Genomic DNA, 21,935 nt, shown 5'->3' with positions numbered 1-21,935 from the left:
GACATGGCGGGCAACTCGAACCGGCGCGGCGCGATCCGCAAGTCCGGCACCAAGAAGGGGCAGGTCGTCGGCTCGGGCGGCCAGCGGCGCCGCGGCCTCGAGGCCCGGGGCGCCACCCCGAAGGCCGAGGACCGGACCTACCACCCCGCGCACCGGCGCGCCAAGGTCGCCAGCCGCAAGGCCGAGGGCGCACAGCAGCGCCGCCGGCACGCGCAGAAGCAGGCCGAGGGACCCGAGCTCGTGGTGGGCCGCAACCCGGTCGTCGAGTGCCTGCGCGCCGGCGTGCCCGCCACCGCGCTCTACGTGGCCGTGGGGGCGGAGAACGACGAGCGCCTCACCGAGGCCGTGCGCTTCGCCGCCGACCACGGGATCTCGATCCTCGAGGTGCCGCGGCACGACCTCGACCGCATGACGTCCAACGGCATGCACCAGGGGATGGGCCTGCAGGTGCCGCCGTACGAGTACGCCGATCCCACCGACATGCTGGAGAGCGCGCTCGGCTCCGCGCGGCCCGCGCTGCTCGTGGCGCTGGACAACATCACCGACCCGCGCAACCTCGGGGCGGTGATTCGCTCGACCGCGGCCTTCGGCGGCCACGGGGTGCTCATCCCCGAGCGGCGTAGCGCCTCGATCACGGCCGTCGCGTGGCGCACCTCCGCCGGCGCGGCCGCCCGGCTGCCCGTGGCGCGGGCGACGAACCTCAACCGCACGCTGCTCGAGTGGGCCAGGTCGGGCGTGCAGCTCGTCGGCCTGGACGCCGGCGGCGATGTCTCGCTGGACGACTACGACGGCACCGGTCCCACCGTCGTGGTGGTGGGCTCCGAGGGCAAGGGCCTGTCGCGGCTCGTGCGCGAGAACTGCGACTCGATCCTCTCGATCCCCATCGCCTCGGACGTGGAGAGCCTCAACGCCTCCGTCGCCGCGGGCGTGGTGCTGAGCGAGTTCGCGCGCCAGCGTCGCGCCGCGACGGGGTAGCGCACGGGGCGTACACGGGTACTCTGTGGGGGTGAAAGCCCTTCCGCCAGTAGAGGAGTGAACCCCATGCTCGGATCGTTGTACGACGTCTCGATGCGCTTGGCCTCGGCGCTCATGCAGTCCACCGCCGGCTCCGGCGAGATCAACCCCGGCTCCATCGCCGGCGCGTCGGTGACGCTGCCGGTGCTCTCACTCTACGAGGCCGGTCGCGCGGCGGGCATCCCCGCCGAGTGGCTCATCCCCGCGCCCTGACCGGACCGGGTCCGGCCGGCCGGGCTCAGGCGCGCGGGCGGCGCGGCGACCGGCTGTGGTCGAACATCGCCCGCGCCTGCGGCCACGTCTGGACGCCGTAGCGCAGGTGGGCGGCGACGAGGAACAGCGCCTCGAGTCGCCGGTACGTCCAGGCGCGGTCGAGCAGGTCGGCCTCGCCCGGCCGGGGGTGGATCCGGCCGACGTAGTGGGCCAGCACCTCGTCGACGAACGCCGGTCCGTAGTCGTACAGCCCCGCGAAGTCCGCGGCCGGGTCGCCGAGGCACATGTCGGTGAAGTCGATCACCCCGAGCCGCCCCGGCGCCGCCACCGTCTCGCGCTGCCAGTACAGGTGCCGCGGGGCGAGATCGTTGTGCAGGAACACCACCGGCCTCCCGGGCCCCGCGCGGTCGGCCAGCAGCGCGGCCACCTCGTGGCAGATCTCGCGCGCCGTGCACAGCTCGTCCTCCGTGAACACCTCCGGCAGGTCGGTCGCCAGGACCTGCCGCGCGAAGTCCAGGTTCTCCGGTTGGTACGCGGCCGGCACGCGGCCGATCGGCGACGACGAGGTGTCCAGGACGTGCAGCGCCGAGAGCAGTCCCCCGATCTGCGCGGCGAGCGAGGTCCGCTCGGTCGGCGACAGGGCGGCGAGCAGCTCCGGGGTGAGCCGGTCCCCACGGATCATGGGGTAGCCGGCGAAACGCAGCCCGCCGCCGTCCAGGCTCGCCGGCCGGTGTGTGTAGCGGGGGACCGCCACGTCCACCCGCGTGGCCAGGTGGTCGAGGACCTCCACCTCGTGCGGCAGGCGCTCGTAGGCGTGGGAGTCGGTGGGGAAGCGGAACACGAGGTCTGCATGGCCGCGGGCGTCGGCCCCCGAGCAGCCGCGCAGGATCAGGGCGACGTGATCCCAGCCCTCCTCGGTGCGCTCCGCCGACTCCCAGACGAGCGTCGGGTACACCTCGTGGACGGCCTCCAGGGCGGGGTCGGTGCCCTCGTCGTCGTCGCTCACGGCGACCACGCTAGCGCGCCCGCCACCGGCGAGGCGCTCGCGCGGGGGTCCGGCCGTCAGCGGCGGGCGGCGGCCACCGCGCGGCACGCGAGGTAGATGACGAAGCTGATCGTGGTGACGAACACCGAGACGGGCACGCCCGGCGCCAACGAGAGCAGCATGCCGCCCACGGCCGCGACCTCGGCAAAGACGATGGTCAGCGCGATGGACCGGCCCGGGCTCGAGGTGACCGCCGCGGCGGCCGCGGCCGGCGTGATGAGCAGCGAGAGCACGAGCAGGGCGCCCACGATCTGCACGGCCTGCGCGGCCGCCAGGCCCACAAGGACCGCGAAGACCAGGTTGAGCGCCCGCACCGGCACGCCCCGGGCGGCGGCGACCTCGGGGTCGGCGGAGGAGAACACCAGCGGGCGGTAGAGGAGGACGAGAGCGCCGCAGACTATCGCGGCGACGATCGCCATCTGCACGATCCCGTGCTGGGACACCCCCACGATCTGGCCGGTGAGCAGCGAGAAGCTGGCGCCGGTGCGGCCCGGGTAGAGGTGGATGAACAGCACCGCCAGGCCGAGGCCGAACGCCATGATGACGCCGATCGAGCTGTCGCGCTGCGAGGCCCGCGAGCCCATGAGGCCGAACATCAGGGCGGCGATCACCGAGCCGAGGACCGCGCCCAGGCCGAGGTTGGCGCCGAAGAGCAGGGCCGCGGCCGCGCCGGTGAGGGCGAGCTCGCTGGTGCCGTGCACGGAGAAGGACATCTGTCGCATGACGATGAACGGGCCGATCGCGCCGGCGAGCAGCCCCAGCAACGCGATGGCGACGAGGCCGAAGACGACGAAGTCCTGCTGCAGGAGGTACGCGGTGGTCTCGACGTCGGCGATCGAGCCGAGGATCTCGAGGAGTCGGTCCATCAGTGGGCCTCGCCGTCGTGGTGGTGGCCGGTGGGCCAGGGCTCGGCGCACAGGTGCTGGGTGTCGCCCACGACGATGATCTGGCCGCGGACGCGCAGGACCTCGACGGGTGCGGAGAACAGCTCCGACATGACCTCTGAGGTGAACACCTCGTCCGGGGTGCCGATGCGGTGCTTGCCGTCCACCAGGTAGATCACGCGGTCCACCATCGGCAGGACCGGGTTGATCTCGTGGGTGACAAAGACGACGGCGGTGTCGTGCTCCCGCCTGCGGTAGTCGAGAACGGCGGCCACCGTGCGCTGGCCGGTGAGGTCCAGGCTGAGCAGCGGCTCGTCGCAGAGCATGACGCACGGGTCGCAGGCGATGGCCTGGGCCACCCGGACGCGCTGCTGCTCACCGCCGGACATGCGTCCTATTGGTTTGTCCGCCAGCCGGGTGGCCTCGAGGCGGGCGAGTGCCTCATCGACGGTCCGCCGCTTGGCGCTGCGGCCAATCGGCCATCCGGGGCCCCACCGGGTGCCGTCGATGCCCAGCCCCACCAGGTCGCGGCCGCGCAGGGTGAGGCCGGGGTCGAAGGACTTCTGCTGGGGCACGTAGCCGAGGTGCGTGCCGCGGTCGCCGGTCGGGCGCCCGTCCACGGTCACGGTCCCGGCGTCCGGCTCGAGTTCGCCGAGGAGCACCTTGAGCAGCGTGGTCTTGCCGGAGCCGTTGGGGCCGAGGACCGCGAGGAACTCGCCCGGCGACACGTCGAGGTCGAGGTTCTCGACAAGGGTGCGGCCGCCCCGGGAGATCGTCACACCGCGCAGCGTGACGACCGGCCCGGGCCCGGGGCTGCCGACGGGATGGGGGGACACGGGGATCAGTGTCCCCCGCCCGCCGGCTCGGCGTGCGAGAGGGTCTCGACGAGGTCGTCGACGATGCCGGTCATCCAGCCGAGGTAGTTCTCGCCGTCGGGCAGGGTCTCGGTGAGCTCGATGACGGGGACGTCGGCGTCCCGGGCGGCGTCGCGGACCCGGGCGGTCACGGACGTCTCGGTCTGGGTGTTGAAGGCCAGGAAGTCGACCTCCTTCTCCCGGAGCAGGTCCAGCGTGGCGGTGAGGTCGGCGGCCGCCGGGTCGGAGTCGTCCTCGATCGCGGCGAGGAAGCCGTGCGGGGTCTTGTCGGCCATGTGGGCCATCTCGAACAGGTGCGCGCCGATCGGCTCGGTCTGCGCGTAGGAGAAGTGGCCGCGGTCGTGGACCCCGTCCACCTTCTCCTCGAGCGCGGCGATCCCCTCGCCGAACGCGGCGGCGTTCTCGCGGTATGTCCCGGCGTTGTCGGAATCGAGCTCGGCCAGCTCCTCGGCGATTCGCTCGGCGACCGCCGCGGCGGTGGGCAGGTGGAACCACACGTGCTCGTTGGTCGTGGCGCCGGAGCCCTGGTCGTGGTCGTCGCCGTGGTCGTTCTCGCCGTGGTCGTGGACATCGGCCTCGTGGTCGTGGCCCTCGTCGCCGTGGTCGTGCGCCTCGACGGTCGTGGAGGTGACGCGCTCGAACTCGTCCACGGCGCGGACCACCGGCACGTCACCGGCGTTCTCCAGGGCGCGGTCGACAAAGGAGTCGTAGCCGGCGCCGTTGAAGACCACCAGGTCGGCGTTCGACACGGTCGCGGCGTCGGCCGGGCTCGCCTCGTAGGAGTGCGGGTCGGCGGTGGGGTCGGAGATGACGGACTCGACCGTGACGTCCGGGCCCGCGACCTGCTCGGCGATGTCGCCGTACACGGTCGTCGAGGCGACGATCCGGAGCCCGTCGGAGCCGGCATCACCGGAGCCGTCGGACGAGCAGGCGGTGAGCGCACCGCCGGCGAGGACGAGCGCGGCGGTGAGCGCGCCGAGCCGGCGGACGGCGGTGGAACGTGCGGGGCGGTGGGTCACGACGGGGCCTCTTCCGATGTAATGGGAACCGTTGTCGTTAAGAATAGGCCTGTCCGTCCCCGTTTCCCTCATCGCCTCCCCAGGCCCCCGGCCCCGGTCGCGGGGCCGTCCGGGCTGCGCTGGGTTGATGCACGCATGCGAATGTGTGCAGCCGGGGTGAGTGGCGTTCGTTCAGCGCAGCCGGGGTGCGGGAGGTCAGTGCGCGGCGCGCAGGCGCGCGAGCTCGCGGAGGAGGTCCACGACCGCCGGGATGTCGGCCACCCGGTAACCGGCGGCCGTCTCGCCGTCACCGACCTTGACCCCGATGTCCTCGGGCCGCAGGCGGGCGAACCCGCGCTCGTCGGTGACGTCGTCGCCGAGGAACAGCGCGACCTCGGCGCCGGTCTGCTCGACCAGGCGCTCGATGGCGGCGCCCTTGCTGGCCTCGCGCACGGCGATCTCCACGACGTTCTTGCCCTCGGTGACGAAGACGCCGTCGAAGGTCGCCGGCCCGGCCATCGCTTCGGCCATGGCGCGCTCCCGCTCGGCCGGGTCCTCCACCGGCCGCACGTGCAGGACGGCGGCGGTGGGCTTGGACTCGACGTGCGCCCCGGGGGTCCGGTCGACGATCTCGTCGAACGCCTCGTGCAGGCGGGCGAGCAGGGCCTCGGCCTCGGGGTCCAGGGGCTGCTCGAAGCCGCCCTCCCACTCGGAGCCGTGGCTGCCCACGAGCACGATCGGCGCGGAGGCGCCGCTCACGCCGGCCAGGCCCTCCCGGTTGCGGCCGGACAGCAGGGCGACGGTGGTCTCGGGCAGGGCGGCCAGCTCGGCCAGGACGTCGAGCGCGCCCTCGATCGGAACCGCCTTGGTGGGGTCGTCGACGAACGGCGCGAGCGTGCCGTCGTAGTCGCTCGCGACGACGAGGTGGCGGGCGCCGGCGGCGCGCTGCAGCGCCTCGGCGAGGTCGGGGGACAGGTCGGCGCGGGTGGCGTCGGTGCTCATGGGCCCCAGGGTAGGCGGGTTCGGCGGGGCGGGGGTCTCAGTCCGGTAGGACCCCTGCTGCGCGGAGCCCGGCTGCCTGCTCGGCCGTGATTCCGAGATCGGCGAGGACCGCCTCGGTGTCGGCGCCCCGGTCCCGCGGGCCGAAGCGGACCGCTCCCGGGGTGTGCCCGAGCTTGATCGGGATGCCGACGCCGCGGTAGCCGTCGCGCTCGACCACCATCTCGCGGTGGAGCGCCTGGGGCAGGGCCATCGCCTCGCCGACGGTGTTGACCGCCCCGGCGGGCACGCCCGCGGCGCGGCACAGCTCGGCCAGCTCGGCGCGCTCCCACCGGCCGACGATCGCGCCGAGCTCGGCACGCAACTCGGCGGAGTGGGCGAGCCGGTCGGGGTTGGTGCCGTACCTGGGGTCGTCGGCGAGATGCCCGGCGCCGAGCGCCGCGACGAGCGAGCGGAACTGGCGGTCGTTGCCGGCGCCGATGAAGAACGGTCCGTCGGCGCAGGTGAACGTCTCGTACGGGCAGATCGTGGGGTGCGCGACCCCCGTGCGCCGCGGGGTCTCACCGGAGGCGAACCACTTCCCGGCGTGTGGGTGGAGGACGGAGATCGCGTTGTCCAGGAGCGCGAGGTCCACGAGTTGGCCGCGACCTGTGCTCTCGCGGGCGTGGACGGCCATGAGGATGCCGGACATCGCGTTGAGGCTCGTGATGATGTCCACCAGGGGGATGCCCACCCGCATCGCGGGTCCGTCGGGCTCGCCGTTGACGCTCATCAGTCCGGAGAGCGCCTGCAGCACCGCGTCGTAGCCGGGAGCGCCGCCGAGCGGGCCGTCGACGCCGTAGCCGGTGATGCGGCAGTGGATGAGCCGGGGGAACTCGCCGGCGAGGACCTCGTCGGACAGCCCCCAGCGGTCGAGGGTGCCGGCCTTGAAGTTCTCGATCACGACGTCCGCCTCGGCGAGCATCCGGCGCAGGAGCGCCTGCCCCTCGTCCGTGCGCAGGTCGACGCTGATGTTCCGCTTGTTGCGGTTGAGCCCGTCGAAGTAGGCGCTGTGGCCGGGCCGGACGAACGGCGGGCCCCACCAGCGGGTCTCGTCGCCGTCGGGGGGTTCGACCTTGATGACGTCGGCGCCGTGGTCCGCGAGCATCTGTCCACACAGCGGGCCGGCGAGCACGCGGGACAGGTCGACAACGCGGAGGTCGGTGAGGGCGCCGGTGCGCGTTACGGGGGAGTCCGGGGTGGTCATGCCCCGGTCACCGCCTCGAGCCACGCGGCCGCCGCGCCGTCGACGCGGGTGCCCTCGACGACCATCGGCCAGGCGCCGGCCATCCCGCCGGCGACGGCGGTGCGTCCGAGGAAGCCCTCCCAGAACGCGGCGGAGCCGAACTCGGACCGCCACTGCAGGGCGGGCAGCGTCACACGGTGCAGGGTGTGCTCATGGGTGGTGCCGATCGCCCCGTGCGCCTGGTGCACGTTGCGGACCGCGACGGCCAGCGCCTGGGAGACGACGCTGCGCGCCACGGCCACCCGGAACCCGGAGAGCTCGCCGGCCAGGTCGTCGGTGAGCGCGTCCGCCAGCGCGGCGTCGACGGCCGCACGGGCGAGGACCGTCTCGGCGGCGAGGTCGACGACGAGGTTCTGCACGGACTGGAACCTGGCCAGGGCCCGGCCGAACTGGGTGCGGGCGGTGGTGTGCGCGATCGCCGAGGCGAGCATGCCCTCCATCGCGCCGACACACTGGACGGCCCGCACGAGCGACCCCCGCAGCACCAGCGCCTCTACGGCCGTCGCGTCGATCGGGGTCCAGTCCGCGTCTCGGGGCACGGTCACCGATCCGGTGGGCACGGCCGAGACGCCCTCGCCGGGGGTCACGGTGAGCCGGTCGGTCGGGATGTCGGCGACCTCGTACCGGTCGCCGACCCGGCGCACGCAGACGACCGACGCGGTGGCGTCCGCCCAGGCCACCTGGTGGGCGGTACCCGAGGCGTTCAGGACGGCGACGGTGGCGGTGGCGCCGGAGAAGTCGTCCAGCCCGGCGGCGCGGCGCAGCGGCCCGGCGAGCAGGTCGGTCTCGGCGAAGGGGACGGCGACACCCGCGGCGGCGGCCGTGCGCAGGAGGCCGGCGGCCTCGGCCCAGCCGGCGCCGCTGCCCCCGGCGTCCTCGGGGGTGGTGAGGCGGGCGAGGCCGACCTCGGTGAGGGTGCCCCACACCGCGTCGGGGTCGGGTCGGACGCCGGGTCCCGAGAACCGGGCCATGACGTCGTCCATCATCTGCTGCAGGTCCGGGTCGACGGCGAGATCGACCGTCGTGTCGGTGGTGGTCATCAGCGCATCCCCAGTCCCCTCGCGATCACGCCGCGCAGGATCTCGTTGGTGCCGCCGCGGAGCGTGAAGCCCGGGCGCTGGTGGAGGCCCGCGCGGAGCAGGCCGCCGATCTCGTCCGGGCCGCCGGGGGCCTCGTCGCCGAGGCGCGTGGACACGACGTCCACGATGTCGCCCTCGGTGGTGGTGCCGAGCAGCTTGACGAGCGCCGCGGCGGTGTCGGCCTTCTCACCGCGCTGCAGGGCGCCGGCGATGTTCTGGCTCAGGACGTGCAGGCCCGCCATGCGGGCGACGGTGCGGCCGAGGTCCGAGCGCTCGGGGAGCCTGCCCTGCTGGATCGCCCCGATCTCGGCGGCGAGCAGGCGGAAGGAGGAGAGGAAGCGCTCGGGTCCGCTGCGCTCGAAGGCGAGCTCGGAGTTGACCTGTTCCCAGCCGTTGCCCAGAGTGCCGAAGACCCGGGAGTCGGGGACGAAGACCTCGTCGAGGACCACCTCGTTGAAGTGGTGCTCGCCGGAGAGGGAGACGATCGGGCGGATGGTCACGCCCTCGCCGCGCAGGTCCACGATGAACTGGCTCAGCCCGGCGTGCCGGTGCGCGGTGTCCAGGAGCTCGGTGCGGGCCAGGGCGATAAAGGCCTCGGCGTGCTGGGCCCCGGACGTCCACACCTTGGTTCCGGTGACCTTCCACCCGCCGTCCACGCGCACGCCCTTCGTGCGGACACTGGCCAGGTCGGAGCCGGAGTCGGGCTCGCTCATCCCGATGCCGAAGCAGCACTCGCCGGCGGCGATGCGGGGCAGGTACTCCAGCTTCTGCTCTTCGGTGCCGTAGCGCAGCAGGGAGGGGGCGATCTGCCGGTCCGCGACCCACTGCGCGGCGACGGGGGCGCCGACGGCGAGGAGTTCCTCGGTGACGACGAAGCGCTCGAGGTGCGTGCGTCCGCGCCCCCCGTACTCGGTCGGGATGGTCATGCCGATCCAGCCGCGCTCGGCCAGCCGGCGGGTGAAGTCCTCGTCCCAGCGCGTCAGCCAGGCGTCGATCCACGGGGTGAGGGTGCCGGCCTCGATCTCGGCGGCGAGGAACGCGCGGACCTCCGCGCGGAGCGCGCGCATCTCGGGCGTGGCCACCGTGGTGGGGGGCGCGAGGGGACTGGTCATCGGGCTCCTCGTGGGTCGGGCGTGACGCTCGTCGGAACGTGGGGGTGGGCGCCACTATCCCACCGCTCGGAGGGCCCGTGCCGGGCCCCTCCTGCGGACCGGGACGCCGGGGCGCCCCGGTAGGCCGCCTGCGGGCCCTTGACCCCGCCACCGCCGACTGTAGGATTGTTGACAATCTGCTGCGCGACGAAAGGCGGACGGATGACGTTCTCCCTCACGGCCCTCGCTCTGGTCGAGGGCTTCCGACGCGGCGAGGTCTCCCCGGTGGAGGCCGCCGAGGACGCCCTGACGGCGATCGAGCGGGTCGACGGCGAGCTCAACGCGTTCTGCCTCCTCGACCCCGAGGCCACCCTCGCCGACGCGCGCGCGGCAGAGCGGCGCTACCGGGCGGGCGAGTCGGTCGGCCCGCTCGACGGCGTCCCCACCTCGATCAAGGACATATTCCTCACCCGGGGTCACCCCACCTACCGCGGCTCGCATCTGCTGGCGGACCGCCGCGACGGCGCGGACCCCGCGGCGTGGCCGGAGGACGCGCCCGTGACCTCCGCGGTCCGCGAGGCGGGCTGCGTGGTGATCGGCAAGACCACCACGCCGGAGTTCGCGTGGAAGGGCGTCACGGACAACGCGCTCACCGGGATCACGCGCAACCCGCACGACCCGGCGCTCACCCCGGGCGGGTCGAGCGGCGGCGCGGCGGCCGCGGTCGCGGCGGGACTCGGGCAGCTCGCCCTGGGCACCGACGGCGGCGGCTCGGTCCGCATCCCGGCCTCCTTCTGCGGGATCGTGGCGCTCAAGCCCACGTACGGCGTCATCCCCATGTTCCCGTCGAGCCCCTTCGGCACACTCGCCCACGCCGGCCCCATGACGCGCACCGTCGCGGACACGGCCGCGTTCATGGACGTGCTCCTGCGGCCCGACCCCCGCGACTGGTCCGCGGTCCCGGCACGGGCCACCTCGCCGTCACACGACGGGTACCTCCGCGCCGCCACAGACGAGGTCCGCGGCGACCGGCCGCTCGAGGGGCTGCGCGTGGCGTACAGCCCCGACCTGGGCTACGGGACCACCGACCCGGAGATCGAGCATGCGGTCGTCCGCGCAGTGGCCGCGCTCGAGTCGCTCGGCGCGCGTGTCGACACCGTCGAGCTCGCGATGGCCGACCCCGTGGACGCGTTCCACGTGCTGTGGTTCTCCGGGCTCGCCGCGGTCCTCGCGCCGCACGGACCGGACGCGATCGACCGGGTCGAGCCGCGGATGCGCGAGGCGCTCGGCCGCTACCACGACTACTCGGCGGCCGATTACCTCGACGCGGTGGCCGTGCGCATGGCGCTCGGGGCGCGGATGGCGGCCTTCCACCACGAGTACGACCTCCTGGTGACCCCCACGGTCCCCATTCCGCCGTTCGCCGCCGGCGCGGACGTGCCGCCGGGCTGGCACAGCCCCGACTGGACGTCGTGGACGCCCTACACCTACCCGTTCAACATGACCCAGCAGCCGGCACTGAGCCTGCCGTGCGGGGTCACCGACGCCGGCCTGCCGGTGGGGGTCCAGCTCGTCGGCGCCCGATTCGAGGACCGGCTCGTGGTCCGTGCCGGTGCCGCGCTCGAGGCCGCACTGGGCCGGGTGGTGCCGGAACCGCGGGTCCACGCGGGGCGGCGTGGCCACGGGGGACGACGACGATGACCACACCACCCGCCGGGATCGAGCCGGTCGTCCGCGAGTCCACCCCCGCCCTCATCGCCCGCACGCTGCGCCGCGCGATCTCCGACGGCTCGCTGCCGCCGGGCAGCCAACTCGGGGAGGCCGCGCTCGCCCGCTCGCTGGGCGTGAGCCGCGGCCCCCTGCGGGAGGCGATGCAGCGGCTCACCCAGGAGGGGCTGCTCGTCTCGCACCCCAACCGGGGACTCTTCGTGGCCGACCTCGACCCCGCGGCAGTGGAGGACATGTACCTGCTGCGCACGACCGTCGAGAACGCGGCCCTGGACCGGGTCCTCGACCTGGGGCTGGGGGAGGCGGCCGCGGACCGGCTCGACGCCGCCGTCGACGCCATGGCCGCGCTCGCCGACGAGCCGCGGTCGGCGGCGATGGTCGCGGCCGACCTCGACTTCCACCACGAGCTCGTCGAGGCGGCCCGCAGCCCGCGGCTCTCCCGCGTCCACGAGACGGTGATCGTCGAGACGAGCATGTGCCTGCACGCCATGCGGGGCACCTACGAGACGGCCGAGGCGCGGCTCGCCGAACACCGCGCGATCGCCGCCGCGGTGCGCGCCGGACAGGCCGACGAGGCGCGCCGACTGCTGGTGGAGCACATGCGCGACGGACTCGACCGCGTGCTCTCGGGCGGCGGCGCGACATGACCGTCGGTCACGGTGAGGTCACGCTTGCGTCGTTAGGCGGCGGTGTCACCGCCCTGGACATACGGTGAACCGGCCGTCAACTTCTGCCACACGGAGGCATGGATGAACGCCAACATCTCACGCAGACAACTGTTCCGGGGCGCGCTGGCGCTCGGCGGCGTGGTCGCCGTCGGCGGCTCGCTGGCCGCGTGCACGACCACCGAACCCGGCGGGCCCGACGCCGAGGGCGGTGGCGGCCTGCTCGAGCGGGCCAGGCAGCAGGGCCTCCGGATCGCGATCGGCAACGAGCCCCCGTACACCGAGCTCTCCCCGGACGGCACCGTCACCGGCGCCGAGCCGGACGTGGTCCGCGCGGTGTGCGAGCGCCTGGGCATCGAGAAGGTCGAGGGCATCGTCACCGGCTACAACGACATGATCCCCGGGCTCAAGGCCAACCGCTGGGACGCGATCGCGGCGGGGCTGTTCATGAAGAAGTCGCGGTGCGCCGAGGTCTCCTACGCCTCCCCGGTCATCGTCTCGACCGAGTCGTTCGGCGTCCGGCCGGGCAACCCCAAGGGCATCACCACGATCGCCGACGCCACCGAGCGCGACGACCTTCGGATCGGCGTCGTCCCGGGCGGGTTCGAGCAGGGCATCCTCGAGGAGGCCGGGGTCCCGGGGAACCGCATCATCAACGTCACCGATGCGCGGGGCGGGGCCGACGCCCTGGCAGCCGACCGGATCGACGCTTTCCTCCTGCCCACGCTCTCGCTGCGGGAGCTCGACGGTGTCGAGGTCACCGACCCGATCGAGGACGCGCCCAGCACCGGCTCCTCCGCCGCGTTCCGGCCCGAGGACTCCGACTTCCTCGACGCCTACAACGGGGAACTGGAGAAGTTCAAGACCGAGCCCGCGTTCGACGAGATCCTCGACAAGTGGGGTTTCGACCCGACCGTGGTCGACGGTGTGACGACCGAAGAACTCTGCGCGGTGGACGGCTGACCCCGCCCGATGGAGGCGATCGTCGACTACCTGCCGCTCATCCGGCAGGGGTTCATCACCACCGTCCAGGTGACGGTCCTCGGGGCGCTGCTCGCTCTGGTCGTAGCGTTCGCGCTGGGGCTCGCCCGGCTGTCAACGCACCGCTGGCTGCGCTGGCCGGCGGCGTGCATCGTGGAGTTCCTCCGCGGCACGTCGCTGGTCGTGCAGTTGTTCTGGCTGTTCTACGCCCTGCCGTTCTTCGGGTTCCAGCTCACCGCCCTGTTCGCGGGCGTGCTGGCGCTCGGCCTCAACGAGGGGGCCTACGCCTCCGAGGTGGTGCGCGGCTCCATCGCGTCGCGGCCCAGGGGGCAGACCGAGGCGGCGATCGCGCTCAATATGACGCCCGCCCACCGGATGCGCCGTATCCTGCTGCCGCAGTCGCTTCCCGCGATGCTGCCGCCCATGGGCAACGTCATGGTGGATCTGCTCAAGAACAGCTCGCTCGTCTCGATGGTGACGGTCGCCGACCTCACCTTCAACGCCGGACTCATCCGGTCCTCCACCGGCGAGACGGCGCTCGTCTACGGCATCATCCTGGTCCTGTACTTCGTGCTCAGCCTGGTGATCTCCGCGATCGTCGCGCTGCTCGAGCGGCGCTTCTCGCCGACGCGTGAGAAGCGGCCGCTGATCACGGCGCTCACCGGCCGGATGCAGGGGGTGAGCTGATGATCTGGGACACTGCCTTCGCGCTGCGGATCCTGCCGGACCTGCTCCGTGGCCTGGTCACCACCGTCCAGATCACCTTCGCCGGCATGGCGATCGCGGCCGTGCTCGGCCTCGTCGTGGCGGTCTTCCGCTACCTGCGTATCCCCGTCCTGTCTCGGGTGCTGAGCTTCCTCGTCTACTTCGTCCGCGGCACCCCGTTGCTCGTCCAGGCGTTCTTCGTCTTCTACGTGCTCCCCGAATACGGCATCACCATGTCGGCGCTGCTCACCGGCATCATCGTTATCGGGATCAACTACAGCGCCTACACCGCGGAGGTCTACCGCTCCGGGATCGAGGGCATCGCCGTGGGGCAGTGGGAGGCGGCCACGGCCCTCAACCTCCCCCGCGGCCGGACGTGGACGCGGATCGTCCTGCCGCAGGCCGTCCGCCGCGTCGTGCCCATGCTCGGCAATTACCTCATCCAGATGTTCAAGGACTCGGCCATCCTCTCGGCGATCACCGTCTACGAGCTCATGTCGGTGGCCCGGGCGATCGGCCAGTCCGAGTTCCGCTACATCGAACCGTTCACGATCGCGGCGATCCTCTTCCTCGTCGTCAGCGTCCCGTGCACCCTCGTCCTGCGTCGATTGGAGATCCGCTATGGCACCGTCCACTGAGACCGGGCCCGGGCCGGCCGCGAGCGGCGGGTCCGGACCCGGTGTCGAGCCGATGGTCCGGTTCGAGAAGGTCAGCAAGAACTGGGGCGAGAACCACGTGCTCCGCGAGCTCGACTTCACGGTGGACAAAGGCGAGAAGATCTCGATCATCGGCCCGTCCGGGTCCGGCAAGACCACCATCCTGCGCGTGCTCATGACGCTCGAGTACCCCACGTCCGGCCGGGTGCTCGTCGAGGGCGACGAACTGTGGAACACCTCCGGCGCCCGCAAGCGGCCGCGGGAGACCAAGCGGATGCGGCAGATCCGCAGCCGCATCGGGATGGTGTTCCAGCAGTTCAACCTGTTCCCCCACATGACGGCCCTGGAGAACGTCATGGAGGCGCCGGTCCACGTCCTGGGCAAGGACAAGGCGACGGCGAGGCGCGAGGCCTCGGAACTGCTCGCGCTGGTGGGTCTTGCGGATCACTCGGCCAAGAAGCCGCCGCAGCTCTCGGGCGGTCAGCAGCAGCGCGTGGCGATCGCCCGTGCCATGGCCACCAAGCCGGACATCATGCTGTTCGACGAGCCCACGTCGGCGCTCGACCCGGAGCTCGTCGGCGAGGTGCTCACGGTGATCCGTGATCTGGCCGAGGACTCGTCCATGACCATGCTCATGGTGACGCACGAGATGAACTTCGCCCGGGAGATCTCCGACCGCGTGGTGATGTTCGACGGCGGTGTCGCCGTGGAGTCCGCACCGCCCGCGCAGTTCTTCGACGCCCCCGGGCACGAGCGGACAAAGCGGTTCCTCGGCGCGATCCAGGGCTACTGAGCGGGCCCGATGCGGTCGCCGGGCCGCGCCGGCACCGCCGTCACGACGTGAGGTGTAGCCCGTTCTTCATCCCCCAGGCGACGGCCTGGGGGCGGGTCGTCACCCCGATCTTGCGGTAGGCCTCGCGGATGTAGGTCTTGACCGTGTTCGGGGAGAGGTAGCAGGAGGTCGCGATCTCGTCGTTGGACCTGCCCTGGACGATGAGCGCGAGCATCTCCGACTCCCGCGGGGTCAGACCCACGTCCGCGGCCGGCCAGCGCCCCGTCGCCGTGGCGTCGTTCCCGAGCAGCGTGACTCGCTCGCCGCGCGCGATCTGCTCGATACCCTCGACCAGCTGCTCCGCGGGGAGCGATTTGGCCAGGAAGCCGCCCGCACCGGTCGCGAGCGTGTCCGCCATCGCGGCGGGATCGGTGATGAAGGAGTAGACGGCGACCGCCCCGATGTGGGGGTTTCTCGCCATGGTGGCCAGGCGCGGCTGCCAGTCCAGCGGGGCGGCGAAGGTGTCGAACAGCACCACGTCCACCGGCTCGTCCGCGGTCGAGCCGATCTCGGTCTCCACCACGAGGACGCGTTCGGAGTACGGCGCCAGCAGCGCGCGCACGCCGGCCACGACGACGGAGTAGTCGTTGACCACGGAGACTCTGAGCGCCACCGATCCAACCTAGCAGTTCGGGCACCCACCCCTGGGGGTGTACCGCGTCACTCTTCCCGGTCGCAACAGTGGAGGACGACGGGAGGAGTGTGTGATGCAGCGGACGGTGGCGACCAGCCTCGAGGAACGATGGGACTGGGCAGATCACGGCGCGTGCACCGCCCTGCCGGACCTGTTCTACAACGCCGAGGACGAGTCCAAGGGGGTGCGTCGGCGCAAGGAGGAGGCCGCCAAGCGCATCTGCCGGCGGTGCCCCGTGGTCGAGCAGTGCCGCCACCACGCCATGGCCAACCGTGAGCTCTACGGCGTCTGGGGCGGGCTGTCCGAGAACGAGCGGCACCGCCTCGCCGGCCGCCAGCGCACCGGCTGACCTCCCTCCGAAATCGGCGACTCCACTGCGGGATCGGCGCCCCTCAGAGGGGTTGCGGATCCAGCAGCCGACTCGCCGATTTCCGGGGGAGGGGGGAGGCCCCTACCGCACGGGGATCGCGACGAGCTTGGACTCGACGAACTCCTCGATGCCGGTGAGCCCGCCCTCGCGGCCCAGCCCCGACTGCTTGATGCCGCCGAACGGCCCGGCTGGGTTGGACACCACTCCCACGTTGATGCCCACCATCCCGGCCTGCAGCCGCTCGGAATACATCAGCGCGCGGTCGAGGTTCTCGGAGATGACGAACGAGACCAGCCCGAACTCGGTGTCGTTGGCCATCCGCACGGCCTCGTCGTCGTCGTCGAACGGCACCAGCGCCGCCACGGGGCCGAAGATCTCGGTGGACATGAGGGAGGCGTCCGGGGACACGTCCGTGAGGACGGTGGGCGGGTAGAAGTGGCCGGGGCCGTCGCCCCGCCGGCCGCCGCACAGCACCCGGGCACCGCGGTCCACGGCGTCGTCGACCAGGTCCACGACCTTGTCCACGGCCTTCTGTTCGACCAGGGGGCCCACGTCGGTGCCCTCGGCAGTGCCGTCGCCCACGGTGAGCGCGCTCATCTTCTCGGACAGGCGCCGCCCGAATTCCTCGATCACCGAGCGGTGCACGAGGATCCGGTTGGCGGCCGTGCACGCCTCGCCCATGTTGCGCATCTTGGCGGCCATCGCGGCGCTCACGGCGGTGTCCAGGTCCGCGTCGGAGCACACCACGAAGGGCGCGTTGCCGCCGAGCTCCATCGACGTGCGCAGCACGTGCCGCGAGCACTGCTCGAGCAGGATCTTCCCGACGGGCGTGGAGCCGGTGAAGGTGAGCTTGCGGGCCAGGCCCGAGTCGATCCACGGCTCCACCACGCCGCCGGCGTCGGTCGTGCACACCACGTTGAGCACGCCGTCCGGCAGGCCGGCCTCGCGGAGCACGTCCACCAGGTACAGCGAGGTGAGCGGCGTGAGGTTGGCCGGCTTGAACACCATCGTGCAGCCGGCGGCGATCGCCGGGCCGATCTTGCGGGTGCCCATGGCCAGCGGGAAGTTCCACGGGGTGATGAGGATGCACGGACCCACCGGCTCGTGGGTCACCATGAGCCGCGTCTTGCCGTCGGGGGAGCGGCGGGCGTCGCCGCGGATCCGGCATGCCTCCTCGGAGAACCAGCGGAAGAACTCGGCGCCGTAGGCCACCTCGCCCCTGGCCTCGGCGAGCGGCTTGCCCATCTCGGTGGTCATGAGCAGCGCGAGCTCGTCTGTGCGCTCGACCAGCAGCTCATAGGCCCGGCGCAGGATCTCGGCCCGCTCGCGCGCGGGGACGGCGGCCCACTCCTCCTGCGTCCGCGCGGCGGTCTCGATCGCGGCGGCCGCGTCGTCGGCCCCGCCGTCGGCGAGCCTGGCCACCACCTCGCCGGTCGCCGGGTTCTCGACCTCGAACGTCGCGCCGGATGCGGCGTCGCGCCAGGTCCCATCGACGTGGATGCCGGTGCCGAGCGTGGCGATGATGTCGGTGACGGAACGGGTCATGACGTCCTCCTGGGTGCGGTCGGGTCCGGGTACGGGGGGTCGGGGCGCGCGGGGTCGGGGTCGAGCAATTCGAACAGGTGGCGGCCGGTACGCCCACCGGACGCGCGGCCCTCGGTCGACGGGCCGGCGGTCGTCGGGTCCGTGGCGCCGAGGTGGGCGACCTGGGTGGCGCACGAAAAGCCGTCGGTGAGGACGGGGGCGTCGGGGTCGGCGCGCAGTGCGGGGGCCAGGGCCTGCTCGGCGACGGCGGCGGTGACGGCCTCGTGGCCGGCGGTGAAGCCGAAGTCCCCGGCGACGCCGCAGCAGCCGGTGGCCTCGCGGACCGAGCCCACGCCGAGCGCGGTGAGAGTGGCGCGCTGCACGCGGTTTCCGAAGGTCGCGTACTCGTGGCAGTGCGTCTGCACGGTCACGCGCTCGGGCGGGGCGCCACCCGGCCAGGCCGGGGCGCGGCCGACCTCGGCGAGCTGCCGTAGGTACTCGGCGGAGGAGCGCACGCGGGCGGCCACGCGGCGGGCGAGGTCGGCGTCGGCGGTGTCGGCGAGGAGGCGGGGGAGGTCCTCCCGGAGGGTGGCGGCGCAGCTGGGCTCCACGACGACGACGGGGACCTCCTGCCCGGCGGGGCCGCGGAGCCCGTCGAGGTGCCGGGCCGTGGCGCGCATCGTGCGGCGGGCCGCGTCGAGCCGGCCGGTCGTGACGTGGGCCAGCCCGCAGCAGTGTCCGGCCTCGCAGGCGACGGAGGCGTGCCCGGCGCCGAGGACGCGGGCGGCGGCCCCGGCGACGGCGGGGCGCAGGCCGCGGGTGAAGGAGTCGAGGAAGAGCACCACCTCGGCGGACGTCCGGCCGCCCGGAGGCGTCTCGAGCACCCGCCACACGCTGGCCGGGCTTCGTGCGAGCTCGGCGCGGAGCTCGGCGGCGGAGGCGAAGCGGGGGAGGGTGCGGTCGCGGGCCAGCCCGCCCAGGCTCGCGGCCGCGCGGCCGAGCCGCGTGCCGAGCACGGCGTTGAGCGGGCCGGCGGCGCGGACGGTGCCGCGCAGCCACAGCGGCAGCAGCCCGAGCGAGTAGTGGGCGAGGGGCCGCACTCTACGGCGGTAGCGGCGGTGGAGGGTCTCGGATCTGAACGCGGCCATGTCCACGCCGGTGGGGCAGTCCGAGGAGCAGGCCTTGCAGGCCAGGCACAGCTCGAGCGATTCCCCGACCGCCGGGTCGGTGAGCGGCAGGGTGCCGCGGACGACCTCCTGCAGGACGCGGGCGCGGCCGCGGGTGGAGTCCTTCTCGTCGCCGGTGGCCCGGAAGGAGGGACACATGACGCCGCCGGTGTGTGCACGGCAGCGGCCCACGCCGATGCAGGCCTGCACGGGGTGGGCCCCGTCCGGCGAGGTGAGCACGCCGAGGTCGCGGGTCGGCACGTCGGCGAGCGCGAGGTCGGCATCGAGCGGCCGCGTCGCCGTCATCCCGCCGGGCGCGAGGATCCCGGCCGGGTCCCATGTGGCGGCGAAGCGGGCGAAGGCGCCGAGCATCTCGGGCGAGTACATGATCGGCAGCAGTTCGGAGCGGGCGCGCCCGTCGCCGTGCTCGCCGGACAGGGAGCCGCCGTGGCGCACGGCCAGGTGCGCGGCGTCGGTGCAGAACGTGCGGAACACGGCGCGGCCGGCGTGGGAGCGCAGGTCGAAGCTGATCCGGATGTGCATGCAGCCGGCGCCGAAGTGTCCGTACATCACGCCGGTGAGCCCGTGCGCGGCGAGCAGTTCGCGGAACTCGGCGAGGTAGTCGGCCAGCCGCTCCGGGGGCACGGCGGCGTCCTCCCAGCCGGGCCAGGACTCGATGGTCGCGCCGGTCTCGGGGTCGGTGAGCCGGGAGCTCAGGCCCGCGCCGTCCTCCCGAACCCGCCACAGGTCGGCGCGGGTGACGGGGTCGGTGACGACGAGGGTGTCGACCGCGTGGCCGGCGGAGGTGAGGTGGTCCGCGAGGCGGGCCACCCGCTCGTCGAGGTCGGCGTCGGTGCCGGGGTCGTCGTCGAGCTCCACGAACAGCCAGGCGTGCCCGTCGGGCAGGTCGGCCACGGAGTCCGGGCCGCGGCGCTCACGCATCGTCGCCACGATCACCTCGTCCACGCCCTCGACGGCGGTGGGCCGGTGACGCAGGATCGCGGGGACGTCGCGGGCGGCGTCCACGACGTCGGCGTAGCCCACCACGAGCAGGCCCGTGCGCGCCGTGCGGGGGACCAAGCCGAGGGTGGCGGCGGTGACCACCGCGCACGTGCCCTCGGAGCCGACGAGCGCGCGGGCCACGTCGAAGCCCTCCTCGGGCAGCAGGTGCCGCAGGTGGTAGCCGGAGACCTGGCGGGGGAGGCGGCCGAGCTCGGTGCGGATCGCGGCCAGGTGGTCGGCGGCCAGCGCCCGCAGCTCGGCGGACAGGTGCTCGGCGCGGGCGGCCGCGGCGGCGTCGGCCGGGTCGGTGGGCTCGACACCGGAGCGGGTGGCGGTGAGGCGTAGCCCGTCGGAGGTCACCAGGCGCAGGGCCACCACGTGGTCGGCGGTCCGCCCGTGGCGGACGGAGTGGTTGCCGCAGGCGTCGTTGCCGATCGCGCCGCCCACGCACGCGCGGGACTGGCTGGACGGGTCGGGGGCGAAGGTCAGGCGGGAGTCGGTGGCGGAGTGGACCGCGGCGCGCAGCGAGGTGAGCACGACCCCGGCCTCCGCCGTGGCGGTGGCGGTGGCGGGGTCCACGGCGAGGACGCGGTTCAGGTGGCGGGACAGGTCCAGCACGAGCCCGGCGCCGACGGCGTTGCCGGCCATCGAGGTGCCGCCGCCGCGGGCGGTGGCCGGGACGCCGAGCCGGTGGCACACGGCCAGCGCGGCGGCCACCTCCTGCTCGGAGCGGGGGAAGAGTACGGCGAGCGGGGCGAGGCGGTAGTTGGAGGCGTCGTAGGAGTATTCGGCCACGCGGCGGGCGTCGGCCTCCGGGGCGAGTCCGGCGTGGGCGAGGGCGCGCAGGAGTTCGGCGCGCGGGGCCGCGGCGGTGGCCGTCACGCCGCCCCGTCGCACACCCGCCGCACCGCGCGGGCAAAGCGCTCGACGCCGGTGTCCACCTCGTCGGCTGTCACGACCAGGGCCGGGATGATGCGCACGACCGAGCCGGTGGGGCCGCAGGTCAGGGTGAGCAGTTCCTCGTCGACACAGGCCTGCTGGACGGCGCCGGCCAGGCGCGCGGCCTCCTTCGCCCCGTCGCTCCCGGCGGGCGCGCGGGCGTCGCCGAACTCCACGCCGAGCATGAGTCCGGTGCCGCGGATGTCGCAGATCTCGGCCACGTCGCCGAGCGTACGCCGCAGCCCGTCGAGGAGCTGTCGGCCGCGTTCGGCGGCGTTGGCGACCAGCCCCTCGCGCTCGATAACCCCGAGGGTGGCCACGCCCGCCGCGGCGGCCACGGCGTTGCCGCCGTAGGTGCCGCCCTGCGAGCCGGGCCACGCCCGGGCCATGATCTCCTCGGGCGCCGCGATCGCCGAGATCGGGAAGCCGGAGGCGATGCCCTTGGCGGTGATGATCACGTCGGGGACCAGTCCCTCGGTGTGCTGGTGGCCCCAGAAGCGCCCGGTCCGTCCGACTCCGGCCTGGACCTCGTCCAGGACGAGTAGCGCGCCGTGGGTGGTGGCCCGCTCGCGCAGTCCCTGCAGGTAGCGCCGCGGCACGGCCTGGTAGCCGCCGTCGCCGAGGACGGGCTCGATGACGATGCCGGCGAGCTCGCGTGGATCGATGCGGGTGGCCAGGAGGAAGTCGAATTCGGCGAGGGCGTAGTCCACGGCCTCGTCCTCGCTCATGCCCAGGCGTAGGGCGTCGGGGTAGGGGGTCTGGGCGACGCCGGCCATGAGGGGGCCGAAGCCGGCGGAGAACTTGGTGCCGGCGGTGGTGAGGCTCGCCGCCGCGACCGTGCGGCCGTGGAAGCCCCGCTGGACCGTGACGATGTACTGGCGCCCGGTGGCCATGCGCGCGAGGCGGACCGCGGCCTCGACCGCCTCGGAGCCCGAGTTGGCGTAGAACACCGAGTCCAGGCCCTCGGGCAGGTACCCGCCCAGCGTCGAGGTGAGCTCGAGCAGCGGCTGGTGCATGACGGTCGTGTACTGCGCGTGGATGATCTTCCCGCACTGCTCGCGGGCGGCGGCCACGACGTCGGGGTGGCAGTGGCCGGTGCTCGTCACACCGATCCCGGTGGTGAAGTCCAGGTAGTCGCGGCCGTCGGTGCCGTGGATCCAGGAACCGTGGGCGTGGTCGACGACGACGGGCGTGGCCTGCTTGAGGACGGGGGACAGCGTCGCGCTCATGCCGCCAGTCTGTGACCACCC

Annotated in this window: 21 protein-coding genes; 9 read left to right on the top strand and 12 right to left on the bottom strand. The window is 73.3% G+C overall.

Annotation, left to right across the window (positions count from 1 at the left end):
• Positions 1 to 3 precede the first annotated feature (3 nt).
• Together rlmB and ACH0BZ_RS11140 are read left to right on the top strand one after the other, a co-directional pair.
• Positions 4 to 975 (top strand): 23S rRNA (guanosine(2251)-2'-O)-methyltransferase RlmB, encoded by a 972-nt coding sequence (rlmB, locus tag ACH0BZ_RS11145; protein ID WP_406898398.1) that lies wholly within the window; start codon positions 4 to 6, stop codon positions 973 to 975.
• Between the two features lie 66 nt (positions 976 to 1,041).
• Entirely contained in the window at positions 1,042 to 1,227 is a 186-nt protein-coding gene (locus tag ACH0BZ_RS11140; RefSeq protein ID WP_406898396.1) for a hypothetical protein, read from the top strand.
• 25 nt (positions 1,228 to 1,252) lie between these two features.
• On the opposite strand, the gene ACH0BZ_RS11135 is transcribed toward ACH0BZ_RS11140, so the two are convergent.
• The 8 genes from ACH0BZ_RS11135 to ACH0BZ_RS11100 all read right to left on the bottom strand — a co-directional run bounded on the left by ACH0BZ_RS11135 (position 1,253) and on the right by ACH0BZ_RS11100 (position 9,504).
• Positions 1,253 to 2,233, bottom strand: coding sequence for a phosphotransferase family protein (locus tag ACH0BZ_RS11135; protein WP_406898395.1), 981 nt, complete (start codon positions 2,231 to 2,233; stop codon positions 1,253 to 1,255).
• 56 nt (positions 2,234 to 2,289) lie between these two features.
• Positions 2,290 to 3,138 (bottom strand): metal ABC transporter permease, encoded by an 849-nt coding sequence (locus ACH0BZ_RS11130; protein WP_406898394.1) that lies wholly within the window; start codon positions 3,136 to 3,138, stop codon positions 2,290 to 2,292.
• Positions 3,138 to 3,998, bottom strand: coding sequence for a metal ABC transporter ATP-binding protein (locus ACH0BZ_RS11125; RefSeq protein ID WP_406898582.1), 861 nt, complete (start codon positions 3,996 to 3,998; stop codon positions 3,138 to 3,140). Before ACH0BZ_RS11125 ends, ACH0BZ_RS11130 begins: the two co-directional genes overlap by 1 nt.
• A complete protein-coding gene (locus ACH0BZ_RS11120; RefSeq protein ID WP_406898393.1) occupies positions 3,998 to 5,050 on the bottom strand; it encodes a metal ABC transporter solute-binding protein, Zn/Mn family in 1,053 nt (350 codons plus the stop codon). Before ACH0BZ_RS11120 ends, ACH0BZ_RS11125 begins: the two co-directional genes overlap by 1 nt.
• 195 nt (positions 5,051 to 5,245) lie before the next feature.
• Positions 5,246 to 6,031, bottom strand: a complete 786-nt coding sequence (gene otsB, locus ACH0BZ_RS11115) for a trehalose-phosphatase (RefSeq protein ID WP_406898392.1) — start codon at positions 6,029 to 6,031, stop codon at positions 5,246 to 5,248.
• A gap of 37 nt (positions 6,032 to 6,068) precedes the next feature.
• Positions 6,069 to 7,274, bottom strand: coding sequence for a CaiB/BaiF CoA transferase family protein (locus ACH0BZ_RS11110; RefSeq protein WP_406898390.1), 1,206 nt, complete (start codon positions 7,272 to 7,274; stop codon positions 6,069 to 6,071).
• Positions 7,271 to 8,353 carry an acyl-CoA dehydrogenase family protein gene (locus ACH0BZ_RS11105; protein WP_406898389.1) on the bottom strand — a complete coding sequence of 361 codons (1,083 nt, stop codon included), beginning with the start codon at positions 8,351 to 8,353 and terminating at the stop codon, positions 7,271 to 7,273. Before ACH0BZ_RS11105 ends, ACH0BZ_RS11110 begins: the two co-directional genes overlap by 4 nt.
• On the bottom strand, positions 8,353 to 9,504 hold the full coding sequence (locus tag ACH0BZ_RS11100) for an acyl-CoA dehydrogenase family protein (protein WP_406898388.1): 1,152 nt from the start codon (positions 9,502 to 9,504) through the stop codon (positions 8,353 to 8,355). The genes ACH0BZ_RS11105 and ACH0BZ_RS11100 overlap by 1 nt, the downstream gene beginning before the upstream one ends.
• Positions 9,505 to 9,705: 201 nt before the next feature.
• Here ACH0BZ_RS11100 and ACH0BZ_RS11095 point away from each other — a divergent pair, with 201 nt between their 5' ends.
• The 6 genes from ACH0BZ_RS11095 (at position 9,706) to ACH0BZ_RS11070 (ending at position 15,011) form a co-directional block, all read left to right on the top strand.
• A complete protein-coding gene (locus ACH0BZ_RS11095) occupies positions 9,706 to 11,184 on the top strand; it encodes an amidase (protein ID WP_406898387.1) in 1,479 nt (492 codons plus the stop codon).
• Positions 11,181 to 11,858, top strand: a complete 678-nt coding sequence (locus ACH0BZ_RS11090; protein WP_406898385.1) for a GntR family transcriptional regulator — start codon at positions 11,181 to 11,183, stop codon at positions 11,856 to 11,858. The genes ACH0BZ_RS11095 and ACH0BZ_RS11090 overlap by 4 nt, the downstream gene beginning before the upstream one ends.
• A 102-nt stretch (positions 11,859 to 11,960) precedes the next feature.
• On the top strand, positions 11,961 to 12,839 hold the full coding sequence (gene ehuB, locus ACH0BZ_RS11085; protein WP_406898384.1) for an ectoine/hydroxyectoine ABC transporter substrate-binding protein EhuB: 879 nt from the start codon (positions 11,961 to 11,963) through the stop codon (positions 12,837 to 12,839).
• Between the two features lie 9 nt (positions 12,840 to 12,848).
• A complete protein-coding gene (ehuC, locus tag ACH0BZ_RS11080) occupies positions 12,849 to 13,544 on the top strand; it encodes an ectoine/hydroxyectoine ABC transporter permease subunit EhuC (RefSeq protein WP_406898382.1) in 696 nt (231 codons plus the stop codon).
• Complete coding sequence (gene ehuD / locus ACH0BZ_RS11075) at positions 13,544 to 14,200, top strand: ectoine/hydroxyectoine ABC transporter permease subunit EhuD (protein ID WP_406898381.1); 657 nt, start codon at positions 13,544 to 13,546, stop codon at positions 14,198 to 14,200. Before ehuC ends, ehuD begins: the two co-directional genes overlap by 1 nt.
• A 52-nt stretch (positions 14,201 to 14,252) precedes the next feature.
• Positions 14,253 to 15,011: an amino acid ABC transporter ATP-binding protein gene (locus ACH0BZ_RS11070; protein WP_406898580.1), complete on the top strand. Its 759-nt coding sequence runs from the start codon at positions 14,253 to 14,255 to the stop codon at positions 15,009 to 15,011.
• 40 nt (positions 15,012 to 15,051) lie between these two features.
• Here ACH0BZ_RS11070 and ACH0BZ_RS11065 read toward each other — a convergent pair whose 3' ends face one another.
• Complete coding sequence (locus ACH0BZ_RS11065; protein ID WP_406898379.1) at positions 15,052 to 15,663, bottom strand: LuxR C-terminal-related transcriptional regulator; 612 nt, start codon at positions 15,661 to 15,663, stop codon at positions 15,052 to 15,054.
• A gap of 94 nt (positions 15,664 to 15,757) precedes the next feature.
• Here ACH0BZ_RS11065 and ACH0BZ_RS11060 point away from each other — a divergent pair, with 94 nt between their 5' ends.
• Positions 15,758 to 16,033: a WhiB family transcriptional regulator gene (locus tag ACH0BZ_RS11060; protein ID WP_406898378.1), complete on the top strand. Its 276-nt coding sequence runs from the start codon at positions 15,758 to 15,760 to the stop codon at positions 16,031 to 16,033.
• Positions 16,034 to 16,135: 102 nt separating this feature from the next.
• Here ACH0BZ_RS11060 and ACH0BZ_RS11055 read toward each other — a convergent pair whose 3' ends face one another.
• The 3 genes from ACH0BZ_RS11055 to ACH0BZ_RS11045 are packed head-to-tail and all read right to left on the bottom strand — an operon-like array spanning position 16,136 to position 21,914.
• Positions 16,136 to 17,599, bottom strand: a complete 1,464-nt coding sequence (locus tag ACH0BZ_RS11055; RefSeq protein WP_406898377.1) for an NAD-dependent succinate-semialdehyde dehydrogenase — start codon at positions 17,597 to 17,599, stop codon at positions 16,136 to 16,138.
• Positions 17,596 to 20,643, bottom strand: coding sequence for an FAD-binding and (Fe-S)-binding domain-containing protein (locus tag ACH0BZ_RS11050; protein ID WP_406898375.1), 3,048 nt, complete (start codon positions 20,641 to 20,643; stop codon positions 17,596 to 17,598). Before ACH0BZ_RS11050 ends, ACH0BZ_RS11055 begins: the two co-directional genes overlap by 4 nt.
• Positions 20,625 to 21,914, bottom strand: coding sequence for an aspartate aminotransferase family protein (locus ACH0BZ_RS11045; protein ID WP_406898374.1), 1,290 nt, complete (start codon positions 21,912 to 21,914; stop codon positions 20,625 to 20,627). Before ACH0BZ_RS11045 ends, ACH0BZ_RS11050 begins: the two co-directional genes overlap by 19 nt.
• Positions 21,915 to 21,935 lie beyond the last annotated feature (21 nt).

It is taken from the genome of Dietzia sp. 179-F 9C3 NHS (genome assembly GCF_045369825.1).
Lineage (GTDB): Bacteria > Actinomycetota > Actinomycetes > Mycobacteriales > Mycobacteriaceae > Dietzia.
Note: the sequence above shows the minus strand (reverse complement) of the source record. Positions and strands in the feature narration are given on the sequence as shown.

Bases quoted from the DNA above. Each gene is read 5' to 3' on its own strand.
- rlmB (WP_406898398.1), top strand. From the start codon at position 4: ATGGCGGGCAACTCGAACCGGCGCGGCGCGATCCGCAAGTCCGGCACC.
- ACH0BZ_RS11140 (WP_406898396.1), top strand. From the start codon at position 1,042: ATGCTCGGATCGTTGTACGACGTCTCGATGCGCTTGGCCTCGGCGCTC.
- ACH0BZ_RS11130 (WP_406898394.1), bottom strand. From the start codon at position 3,138: ATGGACCGACTCCTCGAGATCCTCGGCTCGATCGCCGACGTCGAGACC.
- otsB (WP_406898392.1), bottom strand. From the start codon at position 6,031: ATGAGCACCGACGCCACCCGCGCCGACCTGTCCCCCGACCTCGCCGAG.
- ACH0BZ_RS11110 (WP_406898390.1), bottom strand. From the start codon at position 7,274: ATGACCACCCCGGACTCCCCCGTAACGCGCACCGGCGCCCTCACCGAC.
- ACH0BZ_RS11105 (WP_406898389.1), bottom strand. From the start codon at position 8,353: ATGACCACCACCGACACGACGGTCGATCTCGCCGTCGACCCGGACCTG.
- ACH0BZ_RS11100 (WP_406898388.1), bottom strand. From the start codon at position 9,504: ATGACCAGTCCCCTCGCGCCCCCCACCACGGTGGCCACGCCCGAGATG.
- ACH0BZ_RS11095 (WP_406898387.1), top strand. From the start codon at position 9,706: ATGACGTTCTCCCTCACGGCCCTCGCTCTGGTCGAGGGCTTCCGACGC.
- ACH0BZ_RS11090 (WP_406898385.1), top strand. From the start codon at position 11,181: ATGACCACACCACCCGCCGGGATCGAGCCGGTCGTCCGCGAGTCCACC.
- ehuB (WP_406898384.1), top strand. From the start codon at position 11,961: ATGAACGCCAACATCTCACGCAGACAACTGTTCCGGGGCGCGCTGGCG.
- ehuC (WP_406898382.1), top strand. From the start codon at position 12,849: ATGGAGGCGATCGTCGACTACCTGCCGCTCATCCGGCAGGGGTTCATC.
- ehuD (WP_406898381.1), top strand. From the start codon at position 13,544: ATGATCTGGGACACTGCCTTCGCGCTGCGGATCCTGCCGGACCTGCTC.
- ACH0BZ_RS11070 (WP_406898580.1), top strand. From the start codon at position 14,253: ATGGTCCGGTTCGAGAAGGTCAGCAAGAACTGGGGCGAGAACCACGTG.
- ACH0BZ_RS11060 (WP_406898378.1), top strand. From the start codon at position 15,758: ATGCAGCGGACGGTGGCGACCAGCCTCGAGGAACGATGGGACTGGGCA.
- ACH0BZ_RS11055 (WP_406898377.1), bottom strand. From the start codon at position 17,599: ATGACCCGTTCCGTCACCGACATCATCGCCACGCTCGGCACCGGCATC.
- ACH0BZ_RS11045 (WP_406898374.1), bottom strand. From the start codon at position 21,914: ATGAGCGCGACGCTGTCCCCCGTCCTCAAGCAGGCCACGCCCGTCGTC.